Raw genomic sequence first — 25,954 nt, forward strand, 5'->3', positions numbered from 1 at the left:
GTTACACGATACATCGTGGAACACATCACATCAGAGTTTACTCGTTGATAAAGTACTCAATGCTGATTTCATCACGAAGAATCTCAATCAACCCTTGAAGGTCTTGCTGAGCATTCGTTTGCACCAGTTGATATGCCACTTGCTCGCTCATTTGAGCGTTCATATCGACGTTGATTTCAGATAACTCAACAATAGCAATATCACCATTCATTTCAGACGCTTTTGCATAAGTCTTTTGACCTGATTCTGGCTTAGTCATTGCGAAAACCGTATTCGCAATTGGAGCACCACGGTTAACCGTTTCTAACTCACCGAACGCTAGGTCATTTTCTTCAAGGAGAGATGTATCACCAGCTTCCAGTGCAGTAAGAACCGAATCAGCGACTTCAATCGCCTTTTGCTCACCTTTAACTCGCGCTAATTGAACTTCAACTTGCTCTTTCACTTCTTCAATTGGTAGCACCATCTCATCGCGCATATCATCAACACGAACCACGATCACGTGCTCTGGCGCCACTTCAATCACTTCAGAGTTTAGGCCATCTTCTTTCACTTCAGGGCTCAAGATAGCTTGCATTACAGCTGGAGTCAGCAACACTTGAGGTGCATCAGCTTGAGAAATGAAATCCGTCGTGACAACATCAACGCCAACCGCTTGTGCAGCATCATCCAGTGAATCAGGGAATTCAAACGAGATACGCTCAAGATCACTTTGAAGATTGTAAAACTCATCAATCGCTTGCTGATCAACAAGCTCTAGTTTGATTTCATCAGACACTTCTGTAAGCGGTTTAGCTTCAGAATCTTTCAGTTCATCAAGCTTGATGATATGGAAACCGAAGTCCGACTGAACAACCTCAGTCATATCACCGACCGATGCAAGCGCGAATGCTGCATCTTCAAATGCAGGGTCCATCACGCCACGCTCAATCCAGCCTAGAGAGCCGCCATCTTCTGAACTACCAAAGTCTTCTGATTTTTCTTCTGCTAGAGCAGCAAAATCAGCGCCTGCGTTCAACTCTGAAAGGATCTCTTCTGCTGCAGCTTCATCTTGCACCAAGATATGGCTGATGCTGCGCTGCTCCTCTGAAGAGTACTTGTCGATGTTCTGCTCGTAGTAATCTGCAATATCTTGCTCTGTCACTTCGATAGAATCACGCATGGCTTGCGCATCTAGCTCAAGGTAAGACACCACTACCTGCTCTGGACGCGTGTAGCGCTCAGCATTTTGCTGGTAGTAGTCTGTAATTTCTTCTTCAGTTAGCGCAACATTTTGAGCAAAATCCTCTAGCGAAAGGGTAACTTTACGGATTTCGCGCGTTTGGCCAACAAGCGTTGTTTGCAGTTCGACTTCACCTTCTAAAGAGAACTCACTGCCTTGAACGGCAGAAAGAAGTTGATTGCGAACTAAATCACGTCGCAGATATTCAGCAAAGCTATCTGGGCTGAAACCTGCGCGACGCAGTGCCGCTTGATAGATTTCCGAATCAAACTGACCATTGCTTTGGAACTGAGGCATCTCAAGAATTAGCTGACGAACCTGATCATCACTTACACGTAGGCCAATCTTTTCAGCATGCTGTTCAAGGAGAACATCATTCACCATGCGGTCTAGCACGGATTGACGGAAAGAAGCAACGTAAGCTGGGTCACCCAGCATTGCAGAGAAGTAATCGCCCAATTGAGATTGCATGCGGTTACGCTCATTTTGATAAGCTTGTTCAAACTCACCACGGCTGATTTCAGCGTTACCCACTGTCGCTGCTGTGTTCACACCACCACCGACAAGGTAGCTACCGACACCTGCGAAAATAAAAGAAAGGATAATCATCCCGAGGATAATTTTAACCGCTAGGCTGTTCACGCCTTCGCGTAATCGATCCATCATGTTGAAAAGCTCCGAAGTCTCACTTCAAAAAATATAATCTTGTGCGCGATGATAACAGAAAAAGAAATGCGCATCAGTATGATGCGCATTATTTAGAATCGTTCACTTGTTGCGGCAAAAAAGATGTGACGTTTGGTTTCACAAAGCAACAAGATTTATCGCAACAAATCTAGCTTAGACCGGTGTCTAGCTAAAATTAGTTACAAGCGTCTTTAAGCGCTTTACCTGCTTTGAAAGCTGGTACTTTAGCTTCTGCGATTTGAATCTCTTCACCCGTTTTTGGGTTACGGCCTGTACGAGCTGCACGAGTGCGCACGCTGAAAGTACCGAAGCCAACAAGTGCTACTTGGTCACCAGACTGAAGTGTATCGCCTACAGCTTCGATAAATGCGTCTAGTGCGCGACCAGCTGATGCTTTTGAAATGTCTGCGTTATCTGCAATTTTTTCTACTAGTTGTGTTTTATTCACTGTGTTTCCCCTTTGGTCTACCCTGACAATCCGTGAGGTAGGTTTTCGTTCCAATAATTATTGTTAAAAATTAGCCAACCCCTTGCAGCACAAAGGCTCAGCCATAGTTGGTAACGTTAGCGCCCAAAAAAAACGCTGACAAGCCTTTTTCGACCTATCAGCGCAATCTTTTACTTATTTTTGCTGTATATCACTATTTTTTAGCGACAAATTCGACACCACTTGGTGAGTTTTCTAGTGCGACGTTCAAAACTTCATCAATCCACTGAACCGGGATCACCTTCAAATCAGCAATCACGTTATCTGGAATCTCTTCCAAGTCACGCTCATTATCCTTCGGAATCAGGACTGTTTTGATACCACCCCGGTGAGCCGCAAGCAGTTTCTCTTTCAAACCGCCGATAGGAAGTACCTCACCGCGAAGCGTAATTTCACCCGTCATACCGACTTCCGCTTTAACAGGGTTGCCAGTTAAGCTCGATACCAGGGCTGTACACATTGCGATACCCGCACTTGGACCATCCTTCGGTGTTGCGCCTTCTGGTACGTGAACGTGAATATCACGTTTTTCATAGAAATCAGAGTTGATACCCAGTTTCTCTGCACGTGAACGCACTACCGTCATTGCCGCTTGGATAGACTCCTTCATCACATCACCAAGCGAACCGGTTTGCGTTAGCTTGCCTTTGCCAGGCATTGCTTCAGTCTCAATTGTCAGTAGATCACCACCAACTTGAGTCCATGCAAGACCCGTCACTTGACCAATACGGTTGCTGTCATCCGCTTTACCAAAGTCATGACGCTGCACACCTAGATACTCTTTCAAGTTATCCATTGTCACCGTCACTGATTTCAGGCTTGCATCAAGCAGGATATTCTTCACTGCTTTACGACAGATCTTCGAAATCTCACGCTCTAGGCTACGTACGCCAGCTTCACGCGTGTAGTAACGAATAATGCCGATGATCGCAGAGTCTTCAATCGTGATTTCGTTTGGCTTCAGACCGTTACGCTTAACTTGCTTTTCAACAAGGTGACGTTTCGCGATGTTCAGCTTTTCATCTTCCGTGTAGCCTGAAAGGCGAATGACTTCCATACGGTCAAGTAGGGGCCCAGGAATATCCATCGAGTTGGACGTCGCGACAAACATTACGTCAGAGAGATCATAATCGACTTCTAAGTAGTGGTCGTTAAACGCATTGTTCTGCTCTGGATCTAGAACCTCCAGTAATGCTGATGACGGATCACCACGCATATCAGAAGACATCTTGTCGATCTCATCCAAAAGGAACAGTGGATTTTTAACCCCTACTTTCGACATTTTTTGGATCAGCTTGCCCGGCAATGAGCCGATATAAGTACGGCGGTGACCACGGATTTCCGCTTCGTCACGAACCCCACCAAGAGCCATACGTGTGTATTTACGTCCAGTTGCAGCTGCAATTGAGCGACCCAGCGAAGTTTTACCAACACCAGGAGGCCCGACCAAACACAGGATTGGACCTTTTAGCTTGTTGATACGGTTCTGTACTGCTAAATACTCGAGAATGCGCTCTTTCACACGTTCTAGACCGTAGTGATCCTCGTTTAGAATCTCTTCCGCTTTTGCTAGGTTCTTTTTCACCTTAGAGCGTTTCGCCCAAGGCACACCGACCATCCAGTCGATGTAACTGCGAACGACCGTTGCTTCCGCAGACATAGGAGACATCATTTTAAGCTTCTGTAGCTCTTGTTCCGTCTTCTCTTTTGCCTCTTGAGGCATTTTAGATTCTTCAATCTTCTGCTTTAGCGCTTCAAACTCATCAACACCGTCTTCAGTTTCACCCAGCTCTTTCTGAATCGCCTTCATTTGCTCATTCAGGTAGTACTCGCGCTGAGATTTTTCCATCTGCTTTTTGACACGGCCACGGATGCGCTTCTCTACCTGAAGGATGTCAATTTCTGACTCCATCTGGCTCATTAGAAATTCTAAGCGCTCTGTGACGTCAAGAAGTTCTAAAACCTCTTGCTTGTCTGCCAGCTTAAGCGGCATATGCGCAGCAATGGTATCAGCTAGACGTGCTGCCTCATCAATACCCGACAGAGAGGTTAAAACCTCTGGTGGGATCTTTTTGTTCAGCTTAATAAAGCCTTCAAATTGATTGATCGCACTGCGAACAATCACTTCTTGCTCGCGCTCATCCAATACAGGCGTTGATAGGAACTGTGCATCGGCAAGAAAGAACTCGCTCTCTTTGAACTGTTCGATTTCTGCACGTTGCTGACCTTCAACAAGGACCTTAACGGTACCATCAGGTAGCTTCAGCAATTGAAGGATGGTCGCTACGGTACCTACCTCATAGAGGTCTTCAATACCTGGCTCATCTTTGTCTGCCTGCTTTTGGGCCACAAGCAATACTTGTTTGTTATTGTCCATTGCCGCTTCAAGGCACTGGATCGATTTTTCTCGGCCAACAAACAATGGAATCACCATGTGTGGATAGACAACCACATCACGCAGAGGCAATACCGGGATTTCAATACGCTCGGAACGTTCCAAGTTCATAGAGTTCTCTCTTCCGCTTTACTTTATCTCGAGTATATGGGGGCTAATCGCTTGGTTTCAATGACAGAATAAAAAAAAGGAAGCAATAATTGCTTCCTCTTTCGTGTTTGTCACAAATGGACATTAATTACTCTGCAACAGCCGCTTGGTTATCGTTGTTGCTGTAAATTAACAATGGTTCTGATTCACCGTTAATTACCGACTCATCGATAACAACTTTGCTGACGTCCGTTGCTGACGGTAGCTCGTACATTGTCTCTAGAAGGACACCTTCCAAGATTGAACGCAGGCCACGAGCACCTGTTTTGCGCTCCATTGCTTTTTTCGCAATTGCACGTAATGCATCTTCACGGAACTCAAGCTCAGCATCTTCCAGCTCAAACAACGCGGCGTACTGCTTAGTTAGAGCATTCTTTGGTTCACAAAGAATTTGAATCAATGCGTCTTGGTCAAGCTCTGTCAACGTTGTCGTCACTGGTAGACGACCGATGAACTCAGGGATCAAACCATACTTCACCAAGTCTTCTGGCTCTACTTGCATAAACAAGTCGCTCAGAGACTTAGATTCGTCCTTAGAACGAACCTCTGCACCAAAACCGATGCCTGTGCCTGTCGCTACACGCTGCTCAATCACTTTATCAAGACCAGCGAATGCACCACCACAAATGAATAAGATCTTAGAAGTATCAACTTGCAAGAACTCTTGTTGTGGATGCTTACGACCACCTTGAGGTGGAACTGAAGCAACAGTACCTTCAATCAGTTTCAATAGTGCCTGCTGAACACCCTCACCCGAAACATCACGAGTGATCGATGGGTTCTCAGCCTTGCGAGAAATCTTGTCAATTTCGTCAATGTAAACAATACCACGCTCTGCTTTAGCAACGTCATAGTCACATTTTTGCAGTAGCTTTTGAATGATATTTTCTACATCTTCACCAACGTAGCCCGCTTCGGTAAGTGTTGTCGCATCCGCCATAGTAAATGGAACATCCAAGAAGCGCGCTAGCGTCTCTGCTAGTAGCGTTTTACCACTACCTGTTGGACCAATCAGCAAGATATTACTCTTACCAAGTTCGACACCCTCTTTGGTTGTGTCGCCATTACGTAGACGTTTGTAGTGGTTGTATACCGCTACCGCCAATACTTTTTTCGCATAGTCTTGACCGATCACGTAATCATCCAAGTGATCACGAATCGCTTTCGGCGTCGGTAACGCTTCTGACTCTTGCTTTGGAAGAACATCTTTGATTTCTTCGCGAATGATGTCGTTACATAGGTCGACACATTCGTCACAAATATAAACCGAAGGGCCTGCGATTAGCTTGCGAACTTCGTGTTGGCTTTTGCCACAGAAAGAGCAGTAAAGTAACTTGCTGTTACCTGAATCTTTGCTTTTATCTGTCATTCGCTAACCTCTTAGCCTTTATTCCTTTCGTAACGAGTTTACTACATATCACCCGACATTGCTCGCAGCAACACCGAGTGAATGCATGGATACACCCGTTATTTACGATTATTCACCGCGGTGTGTCAACACTGCATCAACAAGTCCGTATTCAACCGCTTGCTCTGCTGACATGAAGTTATCGCGATCAGTATCACGCTCAATAATTTCAAGTGGCTGACCTGTATGCTCAGCAAGTAGCTTGTTGAGCTTTTGCTTGATAGTCAAAATTTCTTGTGCATGAATCTGGATGTCAGATGCCTGACCTTGGAAACCACCCAGTGGTTGGTGAATCATCACACGAGAATTTGGCAGTACATGGCGTTTACCCGGTGCACCACCAGCCAGTAGGAACGCACCCATTGAGCACGCTTGCCCCATACATACAGTACTCACATTAGGCTTGATAAACTGCATCGTGTCATAAATAGACATGCCTGCTGTTACGCTGCCACCGGGTGAGTTGATGTAAAGGAAAATATCCTTATCTGGGTTTTCAGACTCAAGGAAAAGCAGTTGAGCCACGACGAGGTTCGCCATTTGGTCTTCCACTTGACCCGTTAAGAAAATTATACGCTCTTTCAACAAACGTGAGTAGATGTCATAAGAACGTTCGCCGCGAGATGTCTGCTCTACTACCATTGGTACTAGCGCGTCAAGAATTGGCGACATTGCATTTTTTTCTTGGTAGCTCATAGTCTTATATCCCTAAAATAAATGGCCCGGATGATAAATTATCACACGGACCATTGTTAGCAGTGAGTTAATGGTTAGTCAACCAATTAGCTTCGTTTCTGCCTATTAAGCAGCAGGTTGCTGGTTCATTAGCTCGTTGAAGCCAACTTCTTTCTCAGTTACTTGCGCTTTAGCGATGATCGCGTCGATAGCTTGCTCTTCTAGAGCAACGTTACGCATGTTATTCATCATTTGCTCGTTTTGCTCGTAGTAAGCAATCACTTCTGATGGATCTTCGTAAGCAGTTGCCATCTCTTCGATTAGCGCTTTCACTTTCTCGTCATCCGCTTTTAGCTCTTCAGACTTGATCACTTCACCAAGTAGTAGGCCAACGGCTACACGACGCTTAGCTTGCTCTTCGAAAAGTTCACGTGGAAGCTGTTCTGCAGCTTCTGGGTTACCGCCGAAACGTTGAGCCGCTTGCTGACGTAGAGTACCGATTTCTTGATCGATAAGTGCAGCAGGAACGTCGATGTCGTTAGCGTTAACTAGACCATCGATAGCTTGCTCTTTGATACGGTTCTTAACCGCTTGCTTAAGCTCACGCTCCATGTTCTTGCGTACTTCAGCTTTAAGTGCGTCAACACCGCCTTCAGCAACACCGAACTTAGATACGAACTCGTCGTTGATTTCTGGAAGCTCACGCGCTTCAACTTTGTTTAGCTTGATCGCGAACTTAGCTGCTTTACCTTTTAGGTTCTCTGCGTGGTAATCTTCTGGGAAAGTCACGTCGATTTCGAATTCCATACCAGCAGTCTTGCCAGTAATGCCGTCTTCAAAACCAGGGATCATGCGACCAGCACCCATCTCTAGTGGGAAGTTCTCAGCTTTTCCGCCTTCGAACTCTTCACCGTCGATTGAACCAACGAAGTCGATAGTTGCACGAGTGCCTTCTTCAGCAACGCCTTCAACTTCAGCCCAAGTCGCTTGTTGCTTACGTAGAGTTTCGATCATCTCTTCAACATCTGCGTCTTTAACTTCAGCAACTGGCTTCTCAACAGCGATTGCATCTAGACCAGCAAGTTCGATTTCTGGGTAAACTTCGAACGTTGCGTTGAATACTAGGTCTTGACCTTCAGCATTTTCAACTGGTTCAAAAGTTGGAGCGCCAGCTGGGTTGATCTTCTCTTTAACGATCGCTTCGATGAAGTGACGCTGCATTACTTCGCCTAGAACGTCTTGACGTACCGCTTTACCGTACATCTTAGCAACCATCTTCATTGGTACTTTACCTTTACGGAAACCATCAAAGCGACGGTTTTTCGCGATGTTGCGTAGTTCAGCTGTTACCGCATCTTCAATGTTAGACGCAGGAACAGTAATGTTAAGACGGCGCTGTAGGCCTTCTAGAGTTTCAACAGTAACTTGCATTGTTTATAAACCTCAAAAATGGCTCAAATATGTTTGAGCATATGAGCCACACCAACTCTGAAAGCGAGCGTGACTGCATCCTTGTTTAGCACTCTTAGAGCGCTTCTTTAAATTGAGTATCGATACTCGGTTGAATCAACCGCGTACCGGACTAATGAGTGATATCTTCACGTGAATGAACACCAAAGGTATCTCTGATTAGTCTCAGGGTATAAAATTAGACGAAGCATTCTAACGACCTGAGCTTAGCCTGTCGAGCCGATCCCTTGTATCGAACACTCAATATTCACAATTTCAATTCAACTGCTCCGTTTTCAACCAATTTTCATTTTAGATTGAGAAAAACAGTGAACACACGTCAAAAATGGGGACTTTCAATCGCTTTTCAAGGCTCTAAGTGCATTTTTTTAGCAAAAACCATGAAAAGAGACTTTGATCAAACTTTATGACACGCACTAAACTCACATCGATTTTGATTCAGATACTTCGGATACTTCGCGAACACTTCGTGAACACTCTTTGCGTCAATACCCTGCTCCTAAATAGACAAAAGCAGCTGGGGTAATCCACAGCTGCTTTTATTAGTTATCTAAGTCTTAACGATTTAGCGCTAGGTGTTAGATAGTGAACATTGAGTAAAGTACGCCCATTGCACCAAGAGAAGCCAGCAGTGCTACGCCTTTTTGAGCCATAACGCCACCGTTTTCAGCCGCTTTACCAAACATACCAAATACTAGAGGGTGTACTAGGAACGTCATTGCGAATGTAAACGTAATTAGGCTTGCAGCTTCAGCACCGAACATACCCTCTTGTACTGCCGCGTATAGACCGAAGTGCGATAGACCAGATGACGCTGACATTGAAGCGTGCTCTAGCGACATACCTGCTAGAGATAGCATTGTGAAGCTACCGAATACCGCCATGATCTGCCAGCCTAGAGAGAACTGCATTAGACCTTTTACTTCTGTTGCTTCACAGCCGTTTGCACGACTAAGATTTTTCAGTGAAATAAACACACACGCTGCACCTGCTGCAATCAGAGGAAGCGTGTATTGAACCATTAGGTAACCCGCTTCAGCGCTTGCCGCAAGAATGGTGAAGACAAAGATGTGACCTGCAAATGGTACGTTGATCATGATTGGAGCGCGAGATGCTGCTGTCTTACCAAAATCACCCGCTGTACATGCACCTGTTAGACCCGAGTGAGACAGACCACCAGCAAGACCTGGTGCTAGGTTACGTACGTGGTTTGCTTTACCAGCAAAGATCAATAGTGCTAGACCACCGAACATCCAGAAGATCTGACCAGAGAAGCCGTACACGATAACGCTCTGAAGACCTGGAATACCAAACGCTTCGATCATGTGTGAACCACCCACCAGGAAGCCACCAGCAAGAACTAATGGAATACCAGCAAATAGGAGCGCGTTCATTGTTGGACCCAGTTTCCACTTAGGAAGTAGCATACCTAGACCAGAAGATAGAATCATCGCAAAGAAGATTTGTGGCAGACCAATAAATGGTGCAACCGCCTTTGAAATCATTAGTGATAGGTTTAGTACCACAATGATAGCGAGTACTTCTGCTACACCCTTACGAATGTATTGTGCTTTGTTTGATAGTTTCGCTTTGCTATCAATGAGCATGAAGCCGATTGCCAAACAAACGTATGCAAACAGTAGGTAAGATTCACCCAGTAGCGCGCTATCTGCACGACCAGAAATCAGAACGTCTGCCGCTTGAATACCAACCAAAAGGAAGAAACCACGGATGATGTAAGTCATTTGCGTACTTGTGGTACCCATCAACGCTTCTTTAGTTGAAGGAACAAAATAGTTAGCATCTGTGTCATCTGGGTTCTGCTTAGAAAGTAGACGCTTGATCTCTTGACCGCCAACAAAGAAAGAAGCGATCAGAGCGATAACCGTTGTTTGGCCAACAATGACGATAACTGGAAACTCACCTAAACCTGGCTGAGCCATACCCGTTTTCACTAGTAGCGCACCTAGACCTAGACCCGCAACTACGATCACTAGCAGTGATGAGTACTTAGTACCCGCAACAATAACACGTGCTAACAGCACCATAATAGTCAATGCAACTAACGCAATCACAAAGTGATTGAATGCAAATAAATGGGAAACTTGTTCCATTACAACTCCAAAAAGTTATGTTTTTAAGCTCACAGAAGCCCCTCTTGCTAATAACAAAAGCATCACGGGCCAACTGCGAGGGGTTTACTTATTCGATGGGTAACTACGCAACATTTGCAGGCACGATAGTCTCTACAACTGGACTCACTGAATCAGTGAACAGCGTACGAAGTGCTTTCAATACTTCTTGGCGAGAAACAACACCAACATATTGCCCTTTATTGAGTACTGGCAGAATTTGTGGCTTATTCACCTTCATTGATTTTGCGCGTTCTTCTAGAGATAGCGTTGTCATCTGAGTCGCATAACCCATACCACTCGTTGGGAATAGCTGCTCTTTATCAATCGCAAGGTATTCCAACGCATCAGTCAAACGATCTTCGATATCCATAGTAATGACGTCAGTTTTCATCAAGCTACCTACCGTGACGGTGTTGTCCGGAATGTAGTCTTGGCACCAAAGTTCAATCATCACATCGTGAGCAGATAAAAAGCCCACTAGTTCACCTTGTGTATTTAGCACAGGCGCACCATTTGCTTGGTTTTGAATCAGCGTATCAATCGCCGATGACAATGAAGTATCCACACTAAATGTAGGGGCTTGTAGATTCACGATATCTCTTACGGTAAGCACAGCACTCATAGCAATCTCCTAAAGTTTAACCAACGCCGTTGTAGTAATTCGTTTCGAACTAAATGAAAGCAGCTAACTTGTGCTGCCGATGAGAATGTTACCCAGCGGCATTATATTAGTAAAATTGATTTTATTTAAATGATTATTCAATTTTTCTGATACAGAAAATCCCGGGCTAAATAGACGCCGCTAGTGGCACATTAAACATGTGATGAAATATCTTGGATCCTATCGGGTGGCTCGCCGCGCTTTTCAGGTGAGAGGTTGCAATCAAAAACTTTGATAACCCTTGTAATACAAGGGTTTCAGCAATGGAGCGGATAATTTGACTTATGTCACACTCTTTAATGCAGCTGATGGGCAAGGTGTATTGTGTTTACTCAAGCTAGGTTTCGCATACTCATGCAAAAAAGTGTAACCAGTTGTTACATGATTCACTAATACCAAAGTATTAAGGCTTTAGAAGAGTTTCAATTTTCACTGGATTCAGGGCGAATCATTACGTTACCCGGCACAAAAGAATTGATATAATGCCGCGCAATACATAGTCAGACCAACTCGCTGAAATTCGGCGACTCATTGGCATTTCGCCATTGAGTATTAGAAGGAGCACAAGTGCGTTACTCGTTAAAACAATTAGCGGTATTTGATGCAGTTGCTGAGCTGGGTAGTGTCAGCCAGGCTGCTGAGCGTTTAGCAGTGACTCAATCGGCAGCAAGCATGTCGCTGAGTCAATTAGAAAAGCTTCTAGGAAGAGATCTGTTCATTCGTCAAGGTAAAGACATGCGCCTGAGCCACTGGGGAAACTGGTTGCGCCCAAGGGCTAAGCGTCTCTTACAAGATGCCGAGCAGATTGAGATCGGATTTTACGACCAGCATCTGTTTAGTGGCAATATCAAGATAGGTGCGAGTCAAACACCAGCAGAACACCTGGTTCCAGAGCTTATCAGTATTATTGATAATGACTTTCCAGAGATCCGCATGGGTTTAGACGTGCGCAGCAGTAAAGGCGTGATTGAAGGTGTTCTTAACTACAAATACGATTTGGGTATTATTGAAGGCCGTTGTGATGACAACCGCACCCATCAAGAAGAGTGGTGCAGAGACCATCTCGTCGTGGTGAGTGCCTCACATCACCCCTACGCAAAGAATGATCGTGTGAGTCTAGCTCAGTTAGAGCATGCTCAATGGGTACTCCGTGAAGGTGGTGCTGGTACTCGAGAAATTTTTGAAAGTGCGATGGTGCCTCTCATTCCTGACCTGGATGTGTGGCGCGAATACTCCCACGTTCCTGCCATTCGCTCTTTGGTGGCAAACGGAAAGTACTTAACGTGCTTGCCATATCTTGATGTAGCACCAAGCATCGAACGAGGTGAATTGGTCGCACTGAACGTGCCTGAGTTAAAGATGGATCGCGCTATCTCGTTTATATGGCGAGCGGAAATGGGTGACCACCCTCTGCTTGAGTGTATCAAGCGAGAAGCACATCGAATGCTCAAGAATCGTCGTATACTCAAAAGCTAATTTTATCTAACCGATGTCATAAAGCCGCAGTTTTCCCACTGCGGCTTTATTGTATGTGTCTCCGATTGACTTCCGTGCTTGGAGGTAGAAGTGTCAAATTCGACAACTCTATTTTTTCTTCCCTTGTTGAACAAGAATGTCGTGCCATGCCGTATTCCCATCTCGCTTACTCACATCATATTCAGCGCAGAACTGCGAAATCGACATGTTGGTATCGCCTGTCGCTAATTTTAACGCCAGCTCCACTCGCTTAAGTGTTCCTTGCAAGCGCATGACCTGCCCCGCTTGCGGGCTCTTTTCTTTGGCATATTTCAGTGCAGCGTGTTTGCGTTCAGCGGCACCAGCACGGCGGTCAGCATCCGCCAACATCGACCTCAACTGAGCGACACTCTTCCCCTTTTTAAACGCGGGAGTGAGCAACTCAACACACTCATCAAAGGTCGGGTCTACAACATAAGGATCGATTTTTTGCGCTTGCTGTCGCATCCATTCAAGTGCAAGTTTTTCATCTGACATAAAACTATCTGATTGACCAAAAATGACATTATATACCTAAGTTAGCCAACTATGCAGGGGCACGTTTTAGGACAAATAAAAAAGCCCCACAGGACGGACTCCTTGTGGGGCATAAATCAATTAGTGCGAATGCTTATTTTGAGACTTTGTACATCTCTGGCAGCTCGAAGTCACCTTGATAGACTTCTGGCTTCGGTTCGTACATACGTACCTGCAGCATGAAACCATCTTTAGGTGCAGGTAGCCAGTTAGCTAAACGCTTTTCTTCTGCTGGCTTCTCACTTGAGATATAAACCGTCAGTGAACCATCTTCGTTGTAGATTGCATGCTCGCTCAAAGAGCCTACCTTAAAACGGTCAATCTCGTTTTCTACCATGAAGCGATCTTCTGCGTCATACATGGTCACTGTCCAGAAACCACCAAGATCTTCATTGATCGCCATGTCTGCTGGGAACGTCACTTCGTAGCTATGTTCACCCGTTAGCATTTCACCTTGATTATCAACGTAACGTTTCGGGTACATTGCACGTTCTGGAGAGTTAAGGCCGATAGAGTTCATGTTTACTGCAGCGCGCAGAAGGTAATCGGTACCATAGCGGCCAGCATCATACTCCCAGTTCCAGCCATTAACTGGTACACCTGTGTGTATTGCCGCATCACGTACGATAGCAAAGCCGTCGCCAAACGCCTTATTAAGTGCAGCTTTACGCACGTCACTCAAACCCTCAGTACCACCATTATTGATACCGATAAACGCGAATGAATCAACCAACTCTTTGTCTGATGCTAGTGGGTTTTCAGCTAACACTTTATCTAGCTTATCAAACCACGCTAGACCTTGTGGGAAGTTAACGGTTGGAGCACCTTCCGCTGTTAGAGGTTGTGGTTGCGGCTGAGTATTTGGGTAATCCTCAAGCATTGTCAGGCGGAACTGGCTCTGTAGTTCACGCGCAATGACTTCATCATCAGAGTTCTTAACCCCTAGGCGACCAGCCATCCAAATATAACGAGTGTTTGAGTAGAACACTGGTAAACCTTCAGGCAGTTCACCCTCATAACCTTTTTTCGCTAGGATAAAGTCGCCACCATCATTACCAACTGTCGCGTTACTTAGGTCCACAACTGATTCAGTATACATGTCGACAATTTGTGCCATCCAGTAGCGGTTGTCAGCGACTTCAGGGACTGTTAGAACGATCGGCTGATCTTCAAGGTCACCCCACATTTGTAGGTACAGTGTGTCGTTATTTGGTGTTGTGTAAGAGCGGTCACGGTAGTCCCAAAGGCGTGTAATTGGGCCTAGTTGGTTCAGAGGTGCTTGACCGTTATCTGTTGGAGCAGCGACGTTGGTTTGTAGATCAAGAGCTACATCCATCATTACTGGAGCCCAGCCATAAACCGTCGCTTGCACACCTAATGCATAGGCGTAGTTGTATTCGATCTGTTCACGAGCAGTGTACTCTGGAGCTGGTGTTTTGGCAGCAGCGAGTGTAGGGAGAGCTGTAAGAGCGCTTCCCGCAATCATTGCCGTTACCGTTGCTTTTTTGATTAAGTTTTTCATATTTTCCAATTCTCATTCAGACTTGAAACAGGATGGCGCTATTTGAAACCAGAATGTCAGTGGGAACAATCTCACCACCTTATTGGAAACATAAATCAGAGTTATGCCTTATCAGACATCTCTGCTCTTATCAGCTCTCGAAGTCTCTTGTGGGCCTCATCATTTTCCATCCGCTTATGATAAATCATCTGTATAGGTACAGGGCTGCATGCAAAAGGCGTCTCATAAACATTTAGTCCAAGTCTCTTTGCCCACTTTTGTGCAATTGATTTAAAGACAACGCCAATCGAGTCTGAATCACAGACATTCAACACCATCGATGCCTGATTGTAGACCTCAACCCTTTCTTGCCTCGGTTTTAGCGGTTCTAAAGCGAATAGATCAAGAAATCGTCGACCCTCTCTCGTTGCCCTGTAGACGATGTGGTTCTCTGCAAAAAATGCATCACTGGTTAGAAAATCAGCAGATATTCTAGGGTGCCCCTCACGCGCAATAACAACAATTTCCTCTTTCCTGAGGGGTACGATCGCAAACGCACTATCTTTCCTTGTAGTTGTATCGAGCGCTAAATCAATTTGCTGGGAACGCAATTGTTCAAAAATAACATGCTGCTCAAAAGGGGGCGTTTTATAGATGATGTCATCTCTTTGGGGGGCAAGATGACTCACACCCTCGACACAACAAACAGTGTGCTTTCTATTTCCGTTGAGTGCACTATCGATGATTTGAATGCCTTGCTGCATCTTTTCAGCAAGCTCAACAGCTTTAGCCGTTGGCGCAATGCCCCTCCCCTCTTTCACAAACAGAGTTACCCCTAACTCAGACTCTAATCGACGTATCGACATACTAACCGCTGGCTGTGAAATATTGAGTAAATCTGCTGCTCGAGTAAAAGAGTTTTGCTGATATACAGTCACAAAAGTACGAACCAAATTCATATCCATTTTGCCCCCTCATGCTTCTTATTCGTTATCATTTAAACATAACACCTGTGTCATCAATTTATTGCTATTCGTTTCATAAGTGCCGACAAAAGCAAAAAAAAGCGCACACCATCATGGCATGCGCTTCGTCCAAAAAAACTCAATAACTTGTATGCTGTGGAGAGACAATACGCATAGGTTGAGAAACAGGACTATCGGACTCAGTTAAAACTTTCGGAGATTAAAACTGATAGGTAAAGGAACCACCAACCTTGTTGACGCTTCCAAAATCATCATTCGAGTGATAAGCAAAACTATTAATCGACGCATTATCATTAAATTTATAACTCACCCCGGCACCAAACCAGTGACTTGAGTAACTATTTGAACCCGTACTCGCTCCCGCAAAAGACATAATGCTCCAACTGCTATTCTCAATTGGTCGGACACCAAACATACCTAGGTAAGCACCATGACTAGATGTACGCATCAGTACGTAGTCTTCGTCGATATCATCGGATTCAGTGGCTTGCTTACCATCATTGTATGTATAGCCGGCCATCGGAAACAGTAACCAACCCGCGGGTTCGATATTGAAATAGGTAAGCGGAACATAGGTTCCAATACTGTAGTTATTTTTATAACTACCATGGTCATAATCTGTCTTACTAAAGTTGAAGTTGACAATACCGATGTCGAACAACCATGAACCACCGACACGCCATTCGGAATCATCATTGATCCTTGCTGAAAGCATACGCGCGTCATCAAGACCCAATGAGCCAAACAGCGTGAGCGTATCGCTAACGCCAAAGCCCACTTTAGTAACAATTCTGGTCGGGTCCTCATGGTGCTTTTCTTCGGAATGTACCCAAGGAGAAAGTATAAGCAACGTCGCTAATATCAACCGATTCATATATCAAAACCACTGAAATAATCTAGAGCGCAAAAAATACATCACGGTTCATTTTGTTTTGCACAGACAGTGCAAAGGAAAGGAAAACAACTCAAAACTAAATTTTAATTACTGGAATGCATATTGAAGATTTAATTTTCGCACTCGTCGTGCAATTTTAGCTTTTTCCTTATGCTAACTTTCGCCCCATCCTATATTTACGATATTAATAAGGCGAAATATGAAAAAGCTAATCGCTTCTACAACCCTATTATCCCTAGTTGCGTTTAATGCCTCTGCTTTAGAGCAATCAGAAGAAGTACAAGACATGTCGGACCCATTGGCTGTTTATACTCAATTGGGGGCTGGTTACACTGACCGTGGTATGAACATCAAAGTTGGCCAAACATTTGATACCGGTAAAGAAACAACCATGGGTATGAATGTCCTTGAACTGAAGGGCGTATTTGGCGAAAGCATCGGTTGGCGTGACCACGCGAACGACAGTGTGGATAGCATTCGTTTCCGTCGTTTTGGCGTTGACCTCACTAATGGTCGTGGTAATCAACTTGACCTAAGTTATGACTTCAACTCAGAGTCTGGTAGCGCTTCTTACAGTTTGATTCAAGCTCTGCCGGCACTCGGCCCACTTCAGTTATACCCTCTCGCTGGTGCTGGCGTGGCGTTCGGCAATGACGTTTACCCAAACACCGATGATTACGTTAGTGGTTACTCTGTTCCAGGCACTTTTGCCCTTGTGGGTACTTACGGTAAGCTAGATATTACAGATAGAATTTGGCTAAACTACAACCCAATGTGGATGACGAGCCTATCTGGTTCAGAGACATACAAGAATAACGCGTTCGGCCAAGGTTCGTCTTCAATCTTAGCTCACGAATTCGCAGCCTCTTACCAATTTACCCCTCGCTTTAACGTACGCTACTTCGCAAACTGGACAGAAAACACTGAATTCAATGATGGTGAACACCGTATTGAATTTAATTACCAACTGTAGTCAAACCATAATTAAGAGAAGCTAACTCTATGCTTCTCTTAATTAATTTTAATTTAGTTAAAATTCTGCACCCAGTGTGCAACACTTTTCTCCCACTTCTATAAAGTTGCTTGATTTTAACCTAACAATATACAAATCATGAAAAAGAACACCTTATTTCTTGCAATCTCTGCTCTCCTCTCTACAAACACTTTTGCCGGTGGCATCATACTTCACGAAGTCGCAACCTTTGATAGCGTATCATCTGCTGGGGTCGGTAATACAACAAATCGAAAAGATGCAAGCGCTGTAATAACAAACCCGGCTGGCTTAACCAGTATAGAAGATTCTAGTTGGTCATTTGGTTTGCAAGTCGTTGATGCAAAAACCATCCATCAAGGTCACGCTAACTTAGTTGGCGAGCTAAATTCTAAAGGTACGACGACAGCCCTTGCTCCAAGCCTCGCATATGCCAAACGTGTACACGACGACCTTGTCATCGGCATCTCGCTCCACGCAGACGGTGGCCTAGGCATGGAATATGACAACGGTCCATCTGGCTACGGCTTCATCGACAGCCAATCTCAAGAATTCGTCAACATCAATCTCGCTGCTGGATATGCATTGAATGACCAATGGTCTATTGGCGGTGCCTTTGTTATCCAGCATATGATGACAACCATAGATATTGACCGTTCACTGATTGGCGGTGCAAAGCTTAAAGCTGAAGGTGAAGATGGAAATACTGAAGTTAGCTTTATGCTATCAACTATGTACGACATCAACGAACGCACGTTTATCTCTGCCAACTACAAGCATCGTGTCGATCACTCAAATACTTTCCTAGATTTAGATGCGTCTATTGGTAATTCGAGTGCACGCCTACGCGAGGACATTAGTGTCTACTGGCCAAGTCAGTTTAGCTTTGGTATTCAACACAAAATTGATGATGCAATGACATTAAAAGGAATGTTGGGTGCAGAGTTTTGGTCAGACTTTAGTGAAGGCTACAAGATGGAAGATGTCTACACTATTGGTACAGCACTCGCCTATCAAGCTAATGCCTGGACATACCAAGCTGGCGTACGCTTTGACTCGAAGATGATGAAAGCTGAGAACATGCAACCTGAACTTGCTGTTGGCCAAAACTGGTCTCTAGGTCTTGGGGCAGAAATGACGCGCTCAAACGGCCACCGTATCGGCCTTGCATATCAGTACCGTGATATGGGCACAGCTGACGTTGCTTATGATAATGGCGTTCCTGTTCTACCAAATTTCTCCGGCTCGATTAAAGAAAACCGACTTCACATTCTTAGCTTAAGCTACGCTTACTAACAATGCTACAAAAGCCCGGCAGCTCTATGTTTCTGGGCTTTTATAAACAAGGCTTATACCACAAATAAACCAAACCTCTATCTCAAACCTATCGCTGTGGATAGTATCCAACTCCTCGGACAACTACATGAACAGTGCGTAATGACTATCCAGCAAACTTTATCTATGAAGCTTGGGATAGACAATGAACTGGCCCAATTGATTCTGCAACATGGCAGAGTCAGCGTAATTAAAAAGGGAAGTTTTCTTTACTATCAGGATGATACGGCTGATTACATTGCTCTACCCATCGACGGTGTACTCGGTTTTCACTCAACCAGTGAAGACGGAGCGGGAGTCTATTATAACCTCATCACTCCAGGCACCATTATCAATGACACTCAGCTCATGCTTGGTGGCGAAATGGCCACAGAGATCAGAGCAGCAAGTGACTGCCGAGTTCTTTTGATGTCTTTCAAGTCTGCGCGCGCATTGCTGCAACAGAGTGTTAGCTTCTCTCAGGTGATTAGCCATTCTCTCGCAAAGAAACAACGTTTATTTAATGAGTTGTTCTTACTTCGCATGGAGAGATCGGCCCCAATGAAGATCCTTCGTGTGATCAAACTGATTAGTGGCATTGTCGACAACGGCTATGTTCCTTTGAATATTCAATCCCTGGCATCGCTACTTGGCATATCGCGCAACACCGTTGGCAAAGAGCTAAAAAGCTTTATCCAACAAGGTGTCATCGCCAAAAGCTCAGAGGGGTATTTTCTCCCCGACACTATACAAAGAGTCGCCTAATTTTATACACCACGCCTCGTCTAATTATACGAATACTAATGTGCGAGGTGTGCCACTAACGTGAATAACAAGCTACGACAACGTGGCAAATATCAGATGAAATTTACTAATTGAGGTACACACATGAAAATTCATCCTACTGATTTGGTCTATGACCAACTCCCCTCCATTTATAAGCTACTAGAATCGACTGGTTTCATGTGGTTTGTAGTGGTAATCACTATTGCAATCGCAGTCTGGGTTCTCAACAAACTTTGGTATATCCACTCTATTCCTAAACACTTGGCCAAAGAGAAAGGACTAGCACAAGCCAAACTGATTTTTTGGCTATGTATTTTAGGTTTATTTTACAAACCCCTTTGGGTACTCGCTGTATTAGCGATTGTCACCGATTGGGACAAAGTTCAACAATGGTTTAAAGGAGCAGTATCATGAAAGAAGTCATGCTGCCGTATATCTTAATTGTTTGGTTACTCTTTAAATTCAACGTATTGAAGAAAACCGCAAAAAACTACTTCATTACAACCGTTATAGGCCTATTACTTTTGCTGGCTCTATTCTTTGGCCATCGCTTCTTTTCGCCTGTTGATATGACTAATTCGACAACGATCAAGGCGCCTCATGCGGTACTCTCTCCTGCTCTTGGTCAACACATTGATACCGTGTTTGTGGAACATAATGCAGAGGTTGAGAAAGGAGAAGTACTCTATACACTGCGTGACGATAAAGTTGCTGCTGCAATGTCAGAAGTCGAATCAGCACTCAACGAAATCGACACGACAATCGAAGCTCAGAAAGTCAAACTTGCCCAAGCATTCCGTCACTTAAAACGTAACGAAAGCATGGATCAGCATGTCAGCGTAAAGGAGCTGGAAGAAGCACAGGACACGGTAGAGTTGTTAGAAGCCGAGATGCGAGTGCTCATTGCTAAACGCGATGGTTTGATAGCTCGAAATGCGAGTTTAGAATTCGATCTATCTCGCTTAACCGTCACCGCTCCGTTTGACGGTATGATCACGCACGTTTACATTGCTGATGGCTCTCGTGTTGGTTCCTTGCACCTTTGGGATACCTCTAAGAAGTTTGTAGAAATGCGCATACCGGATCAAACCTTTGATAACATCCAGCCTGGTCAGTTTAGCGAGTTTTATGTCGATGCATACCCGGGGCAAATCTTCCGCTCTCGCGTTCACAGCATCGTAAAAGCGACTGGCGAAGCGCAAGGTGGTTTACTTCCTCGTGAACAAGCTGTCTCTAGCCACATTCAACGAGGCGCAGCACCAATAGGAAGAACGGTTATTTTAGAAATGGATAAAAAGACCATGGAAATGATGCCTATTGGCGCAACAGGCTCTGCCTGGATCAGTGCCGAGAAACCGCACTCACTACTGGGCTTTATCGATATCATTGGCGGTGCGACTTTGCGCTTAACAGCGGCGAAGTCTTATTTGAAAGCACTATAAGACCAAACAAAAACCCCTCATTCAGATTACTGAATGAGGGGTTTTTAGTATTCGTATTTCAAGTTCAAGCTATCTCAAACTGTATAGCAACTTACTCTTTACCAAATACGTTGTTCTCTTGCTCTTGCACACGGATAAACGTCGTGCGCTTAGTGAGTTCTTTAAGCTTTGCAGCACCAACATAAGTACATGTTGAACGAACACCACCAAGGATGTCTGAAATCGTGTTATGAACGCTGCCACGGTATGGTAGGAGTACTGTCTTACCTTCCGCAGCGCGGTACTGTGCAACACCACCAGAGTGCTTATCCATCGCCGATTGAGAAGACATACCGTAGAACTTCATGAACATTTTACCGTCTTGCTCAATCACTTCACCGCCTGACTCTTCGTGACCTGCAAGCATACCGCCTAGCATCACGAAATCAGCACCGCCACCAAACGCTTTTGCCACGTCGCCAGCACATGCACAACCACCGTCACCAATGATCATACCGCCTAGGCCGTGAGCGGCATCTGCACACTCGATGATGGCAGAAAGCTGTGGGTAGCCAACACCCGTTTTCACGCGAGTTGTACACACAGAGCCTGGGCCGATACCTACTTTAACGATGTCTGCACCCGCTAGGATTAGCTCTTCACACATATCGCCTGTCACAACGTTACCCGCTGAGATGGTTTTGTTTGGGAACTCTGAACGTACTTTTTGTACGAACTCAACGAGATGCTCTGAGTAGCCATTAGCGATATCGATACAGATAAACTCTAAGTCTTCACTCAGCGCTAAGATGTCTTTCGTTTTCTCGAAATCACGCTCTGAAGTACCAGTAGAAACGAATACCTTGTTAAGCGTCTCTTTGCTCGCACCCTTCACAAACTCTGCCCACTGTTCAACAGTGTAGTGTTTGTGCATTGCTGTCATCACGCCGTGCTCTGCTAGCGCTGTCGCCATTTCAAAACTACCAACAGAATCCATGTTAGCTGCAATTACAGGTACACCAGACCATTGACGACCACTGTGCTTGAATGTAAACTCGCGGGTTAAATTTACTTGAGAGCGACTTTTAAGCGTTGAACGCTTTGGGCGAAATAGGACGTCTTTAAAACCGAGCTTAAGTTCTTGTTCGATACGCATTGTGTTTTCCTTGATTCATCTACTGATGTGTCTTTCAGAGTGCGTAGTAAATTCGTTGGCAGACGAGTTCACTGTTCTTCGGACACAAAAAAACCGGAGCGTTGGCAGACGCTCCGGTTTTCAGCATTATAGGTCGTGATTTATTTCCGGCAAGACTGATAATTGCATTTTTTTTGTGATACCATTTGGTTTAGTTGCATACCTCCCTCCCACAAAAATCCTCTTACCTTATAAAAATCAATACGTTAAAACCTATACACATGACTCTTCCAAAAGATAACTAAACGATTTCCGCAAACGTTCCCCATGTTTAAGGTCTCAATATTCCCAAAACTTACGCATAACCATCACTCTCTATCGACCAAAATTGCCGCGTTTAGCTCGAAGTCATGCATGAATTTGCAAAATAATTTGTTAATCTGCGTATCTCAGGAAGCAGATCCGAGGCAATCAAACCTAATTGGCCTTGCTCCTTAACGCAGTTGTCTGCACTCATGCTATGAATCAAAACACCGATCATCGTCGCTTGTACGGTTGAGTATCCCTGAGCTAAGTAGCTTCCGATCATGCCAGCCAGGACATCTCCCATTCCTCCCGTTGCCATTCCTGCATTTCCTCTGGTACAGAGGAAATAATCGCTACCGTCAAAAATAATCGTTCCTGCACCTTTTAATACCACTACGCCACCATATTGAACTTGTATGGATTTAACGGCTGCAAAGCGGTCCTCTTCTATTTCAGCGACTGTTACACCCAGCAGCCTTGCCGCCTCTCCAGGGTGTGGTGTGAGTACCCATTTATCATTTCTCATAGGACTTTGCGCGAGTATATTGAGGCCGTCCGCATCAATAACTAAACGATAAGCTGAGGTTTTTTTGAGGTTATCGATTGAACTATCTATTATAGAGTGAAAGACTTCATGCGCTTGCTTTGATTGCCCTAACCCCGGGCCAATTACTAGTGCATTAGCGCTCCAGTCCTGGTGTTTTAAATTTTTCCACGGCATTGCCATGACTTCAGGTTCCGCTGATTGCATTGCAACCAACGACTTCTTCTCTACATAAGCTCGAACCAGTCCTGAGCCAACTCTTAATCCCGCTAATGAGGCGAGTCTAGCCGCGCCCAGCATTCCCTGCGCACCACCGACCACGGCAAGCCTACCGCTTGTACCTTTATGCGCAGTTGGTTTTCTAGGCGCTAGTATTTGTGCTGTCATTGCACATAGGTCAACCCGAGCAACTGGCATCTGATATTGTTTAAGTAACTCCTCGCTAATGGATAGATTTGCTAAATGCAGCTGACCAACATAGTCTCTCGCTCGCCCAGTCACTAAGCCTTGTTTCATTCCGATAAAGCACACGGTATGATCCGCTGTCATCGCGCTACTCATCGGCTGACCGGTATCACTGTTCAAGCCTGACGGCACGTCAACACAGATAGTCGGGAGCTTGAGTCCGTTAACTGCCTCAATGATATCCAAAGTGGATGGACGCAAATTTCCCTGCAAGCCAGTACCCAGGAGCGCATCAATAACCAGGTCATACTCCAAGTCTGTTCCTCGGCTCAAAAGCTCATCAACATCAAGACGCTTTGGCGCCCCACCTACAGACAAAAAGCCTTGCCTTGCTAATGAGGCATCTCCCCGACTCTCTGCTGCTCCTTCGACTTCTAAAAGGGTAACCTTAATGCCCGCTTCTATCGCCAAAGTCGCCACAATATAGCCATCCCCACCATTATTACCTTTCCCGCAAACGATCAGCCAGTGATGTGAATCAGGATAGTGGAAACAAGCCAGATCAAAAACGGCCTTCCCTGCTTTAACCATAAGGTCAAACAGCAGAAAGCCGTGATCTTTAGCAATCGATTGTTCTGCTAGCTTAATCTGACGACTCGCATACAGGTATTTGAAGTTGTCCATGTGCAGGCCTCTTTTTGCACTCACATGGCATTAGTTTAAGAGATCAGCGCCTCTGCTGTTGCGTCTTGGATCGACAAAAACAGAGATTTTATCTCTCCTGTTGGAGTTCGCATTGGGTTCAAGGTGACGTTCTGATACATGAAATCTGCCCTTTGAGTTACCGGACGCACATTTCTGCATCGGAATAGATAAGGTCTTTGTTGCCAGGTAATAAAGCTACGACAACCGAGATCATAAACCGGTTTGGTTTTAATCTTGAACCACTCTTCCGGTATTTCTGGAAACAACTCAAACAGAGACTTGCCAATAGCGTCGTGCGACTGAAGGCCACTGTGGTGTGTCATAAAGCCATTCCACACTTGCACCTTATAATCGCGATCTATCACGATAAGCCCCATATCAACGTTTTGGACTATATCGACCATCCAGTGAAACTGCTCAAATTCAGCCGGTAGATGCAACATTAGAAATCCTCCATTAAGTAAGCGAGCTTGGCATCAATTAATGGAAGTGATTCATCGACGAACATAAATAGCAAATCACAGCGGATTGAAGTGCCTTCGATGCCGTAACTCACCTCGAATGTCATCGTTTTGTTGAAACGTCCAGACGTAGATTCAACCACCGAGTCGATGGAGATATGTTGCCCGAGCAGTACCGGTGAGCTTTGGAAGAAACGCACTTCGGATTGCTCACCAAGGCCATTGAGGAATGAACCGACAAGAATATTAGAAACATCCATCAGTAGCTCTAACTCTTCTAGGTCTTCACTTTCTGCTGGCACTTTCATCAGTTTTTTCAGATCACTGACGCTTGAGTCACTTAGCAGCACAAGGGCTTCACCTGCGATACCCTCGCCACTGAAACCCTGACAAACACCCGAAACTTGGTGATTACTGGCCAGATCACGCAGCGCCATGTGTAGCTCACTTACCTCAAAGATATTCACATTCGGCAGTGGTAGCTCAACAAATACATCAAAATGACGGGCAAGTGCATCAGCTGCTCGACCAATTGCTACGTTCGCCACTTCCATGTAGATATCGCGACGGCGCAAAATAGGCAGATCAATAGGGCTAGGCTGCACAAATTGCGGTTGTGCTGGGCGACTGACGGTTTGCTTTAGTACATCGTTTAGCAGCGTTTTATCAATCGGCTTTTGAATGAATGCTTTCGCGCCTAACTCATCTACGCGCTGCTTTGCTTTGGGTTGAATATCACCAGAAACAACAACAACAGGCACGTCTATGCCTTTCTCTTTAATCGCAGCTAGCGTTCCGAAGCCATCCAACTCAGGCATGGTGAGGTCAAGAAACATGAGATCAAAGTTTTGCTTACTAAGTTTCTCCAACGCATCAAATCCATGAACTGCGAAGATAATGTCAGGGTTCAATGCCGCTGGCAATGAACGAGCCATTTGTTTTCGAGCTAATGCGGAGTCGTCACAGATTAAAATACGACAAGACATTCATCACCTAATTTTCGTCCTTAAACGCGCGAAGTGTAACAGATGCTTAACGCACCACATACGACAAAATCACGCATTAGTGATTAAAATATCATTAAAATTTAAACAATGTCTGATCCGTGACCAATTGTCGCCTGAATGCACATTTTACTGAGGTATGAATGACAAAAGGCGCACGATCTAGGTGCGCCTTATCC

At 45.0% G+C, this 25,954-nt stretch carries 22 protein-coding genes; 6 read left to right on the top strand and 16 right to left on the bottom strand.

Going from position 1 to position 25,954, the window contains the following annotated elements:
• Positions 1 to 37 precede the first annotated feature (37 nt).
• From ppiD to GT360_RS19815, 8 genes are all read right to left on the bottom strand, one after another.
• Positions 38 to 1,888 (bottom strand): peptidylprolyl isomerase, encoded by a 1,851-nt coding sequence (ppiD, locus tag GT360_RS19780; RefSeq protein ID WP_164650662.1) that lies wholly within the window; start codon positions 1,886 to 1,888, stop codon positions 38 to 40.
• A gap of 196 nt (positions 1,889 to 2,084) precedes the next feature.
• A complete protein-coding gene (locus GT360_RS19785; protein ID WP_164651173.1) occupies positions 2,085 to 2,387 on the bottom strand; it encodes an HU family DNA-binding protein in 303 nt (100 codons plus the stop codon).
• Positions 2,388 to 2,550: 163 nt separating this feature from the next.
• On the bottom strand, positions 2,551 to 4,902 hold the full coding sequence (gene lon / locus GT360_RS19790; protein WP_164650663.1) for an endopeptidase La: 2,352 nt from the start codon (positions 4,900 to 4,902) through the stop codon (positions 2,551 to 2,553).
• A 127-nt stretch (positions 4,903 to 5,029) separates the two neighbouring features.
• Positions 5,030 to 6,310: an ATP-dependent protease ATP-binding subunit ClpX gene (gene clpX, locus GT360_RS19795; protein ID WP_164650664.1), complete on the bottom strand. Its 1,281-nt coding sequence runs from the start codon at positions 6,308 to 6,310 to the stop codon at positions 5,030 to 5,032.
• Between the two features lie 108 nt (positions 6,311 to 6,418).
• Complete coding sequence (gene clpP, locus GT360_RS19800) at positions 6,419 to 7,045, bottom strand: ATP-dependent Clp endopeptidase proteolytic subunit ClpP (protein WP_164650665.1); 627 nt, start codon at positions 7,043 to 7,045, stop codon at positions 6,419 to 6,421.
• 105 nt (positions 7,046 to 7,150) lie between these two features.
• Positions 7,151 to 8,455 carry a trigger factor gene (gene tig, locus GT360_RS19805; protein ID WP_164650666.1) on the bottom strand — a complete coding sequence of 435 codons (1,305 nt, stop codon included), beginning with the start codon at positions 8,453 to 8,455 and terminating at the stop codon, positions 7,151 to 7,153.
• A gap of 617 nt (positions 8,456 to 9,072) precedes the next feature.
• Entirely contained in the window at positions 9,073 to 10,608 is a 1,536-nt protein-coding gene (locus tag GT360_RS19810) for a hypothetical protein (protein WP_164650667.1), read from the bottom strand.
• A 103-nt stretch (positions 10,609 to 10,711) separates the two neighbouring features.
• On the bottom strand, positions 10,712 to 11,251 hold the full coding sequence (locus GT360_RS19815) for a CBS domain-containing protein (RefSeq protein ID WP_164650668.1): 540 nt from the start codon (positions 11,249 to 11,251) through the stop codon (positions 10,712 to 10,714).
• Positions 11,252 to 11,857: 606 nt separating this feature from the next.
• On the opposite strand from GT360_RS19815, the gene GT360_RS19820 reads away from it, so the two are divergent.
• Positions 11,858 to 12,766: a LysR substrate-binding domain-containing protein gene (locus GT360_RS19820; protein WP_164650669.1), complete on the top strand. Its 909-nt coding sequence runs from the start codon at positions 11,858 to 11,860 to the stop codon at positions 12,764 to 12,766.
• Between the two features lie 108 nt (positions 12,767 to 12,874).
• Here the strand turns inward: GT360_RS19820 and GT360_RS19825 are convergent, their stop codons facing one another.
• The 4 genes from GT360_RS19825 to GT360_RS19840 all read right to left on the bottom strand — a co-directional run bounded on the left by GT360_RS19825 (position 12,875) and on the right by GT360_RS19840 (position 16,682).
• A complete protein-coding gene (locus tag GT360_RS19825) occupies positions 12,875 to 13,282 on the bottom strand; it encodes a hypothetical protein (protein ID WP_164650670.1) in 408 nt (135 codons plus the stop codon).
• Positions 13,283 to 13,415: 133 nt separating this feature from the next.
• The gene (locus GT360_RS19830) at positions 13,416 to 14,843 is read right to left on the bottom strand and encodes a DUF1254 domain-containing protein (protein WP_164650671.1); all 1,428 of its coding nucleotides are present in this window, start codon (positions 14,841 to 14,843) and stop codon (positions 13,416 to 13,418) included.
• Between the two features lie 101 nt (positions 14,844 to 14,944).
• Entirely contained in the window at positions 14,945 to 15,787 is an 843-nt protein-coding gene (locus tag GT360_RS19835) for a LysR family transcriptional regulator (protein WP_164650672.1), read from the bottom strand.
• Positions 15,788 to 16,007: 220 nt separating this feature from the next.
• Positions 16,008 to 16,682, bottom strand: a complete 675-nt coding sequence (locus GT360_RS19840; protein ID WP_164650673.1) for a hypothetical protein — start codon at positions 16,680 to 16,682, stop codon at positions 16,008 to 16,010.
• A gap of 220 nt (positions 16,683 to 16,902) precedes the next feature.
• On the opposite strand from GT360_RS19840, the gene GT360_RS19845 reads away from it, so the two are divergent.
• The 5 genes from GT360_RS19845 (at position 16,903) to GT360_RS19865 (ending at position 21,236) form a co-directional block, all read left to right on the top strand.
• Complete coding sequence (locus GT360_RS19845; protein WP_164650674.1) at positions 16,903 to 17,676, top strand: hypothetical protein; 774 nt, start codon at positions 16,903 to 16,905, stop codon at positions 17,674 to 17,676.
• Between the two features lie 138 nt (positions 17,677 to 17,814).
• Complete coding sequence (locus GT360_RS19850) at positions 17,815 to 18,990, top strand: OmpP1/FadL family transporter (RefSeq protein WP_164650675.1); 1,176 nt, start codon at positions 17,815 to 17,817, stop codon at positions 18,988 to 18,990.
• Positions 18,991 to 19,131: 141 nt separating this feature from the next.
• Positions 19,132 to 19,773 carry a Crp/Fnr family transcriptional regulator gene (locus GT360_RS19855; protein ID WP_164650676.1) on the top strand — a complete coding sequence of 214 codons (642 nt, stop codon included), beginning with the start codon at positions 19,132 to 19,134 and terminating at the stop codon, positions 19,771 to 19,773.
• 123 nt (positions 19,774 to 19,896) lie between these two features.
• A complete protein-coding gene (locus GT360_RS19860) occupies positions 19,897 to 20,208 on the top strand; it encodes an Mg2+ and Co2+ transporter (RefSeq protein WP_164650677.1) in 312 nt (103 codons plus the stop codon).
• Positions 20,205 to 21,236 carry an HlyD family secretion protein gene (locus GT360_RS19865; RefSeq protein WP_164650678.1) on the top strand — a complete coding sequence of 344 codons (1,032 nt, stop codon included), beginning with the start codon at positions 20,205 to 20,207 and terminating at the stop codon, positions 21,234 to 21,236. Before GT360_RS19860 ends, GT360_RS19865 begins: the two co-directional genes overlap by 4 nt.
• A 91-nt stretch (positions 21,237 to 21,327) precedes the next feature.
• On the opposite strand, the gene GT360_RS19870 is transcribed toward GT360_RS19865, so the two are convergent.
• From GT360_RS19870 to GT360_RS19885, 4 genes are all read right to left on the bottom strand, one after another.
• Entirely contained in the window at positions 21,328 to 22,371 is a 1,044-nt protein-coding gene (locus tag GT360_RS19870) for a GMP reductase (protein ID WP_164650679.1), read from the bottom strand.
• Between the two features lie 376 nt (positions 22,372 to 22,747).
• Complete coding sequence (locus tag GT360_RS19875; RefSeq protein WP_164650680.1) at positions 22,748 to 24,289, bottom strand: NAD(P)H-hydrate dehydratase; 1,542 nt, start codon at positions 24,287 to 24,289, stop codon at positions 22,748 to 22,750.
• Between the two features lie 35 nt (positions 24,290 to 24,324).
• Positions 24,325 to 24,753, bottom strand: a complete 429-nt coding sequence (locus tag GT360_RS19880; protein WP_164650681.1) for a PAS domain-containing protein — start codon at positions 24,751 to 24,753, stop codon at positions 24,325 to 24,327.
• Entirely contained in the window at positions 24,753 to 25,757 is a 1,005-nt protein-coding gene (locus tag GT360_RS19885) for a response regulator (protein ID WP_164650682.1), read from the bottom strand. Before GT360_RS19885 ends, GT360_RS19880 begins: the two co-directional genes overlap by 1 nt.
• Positions 25,758 to 25,954 lie beyond the last annotated feature (197 nt).

It is taken from the genome of Vibrio astriarenae (genome assembly GCF_010587385.1).
Lineage (GTDB): Bacteria > Pseudomonadota > Gammaproteobacteria > Enterobacterales > Vibrionaceae > Vibrio > Vibrio astriarenae.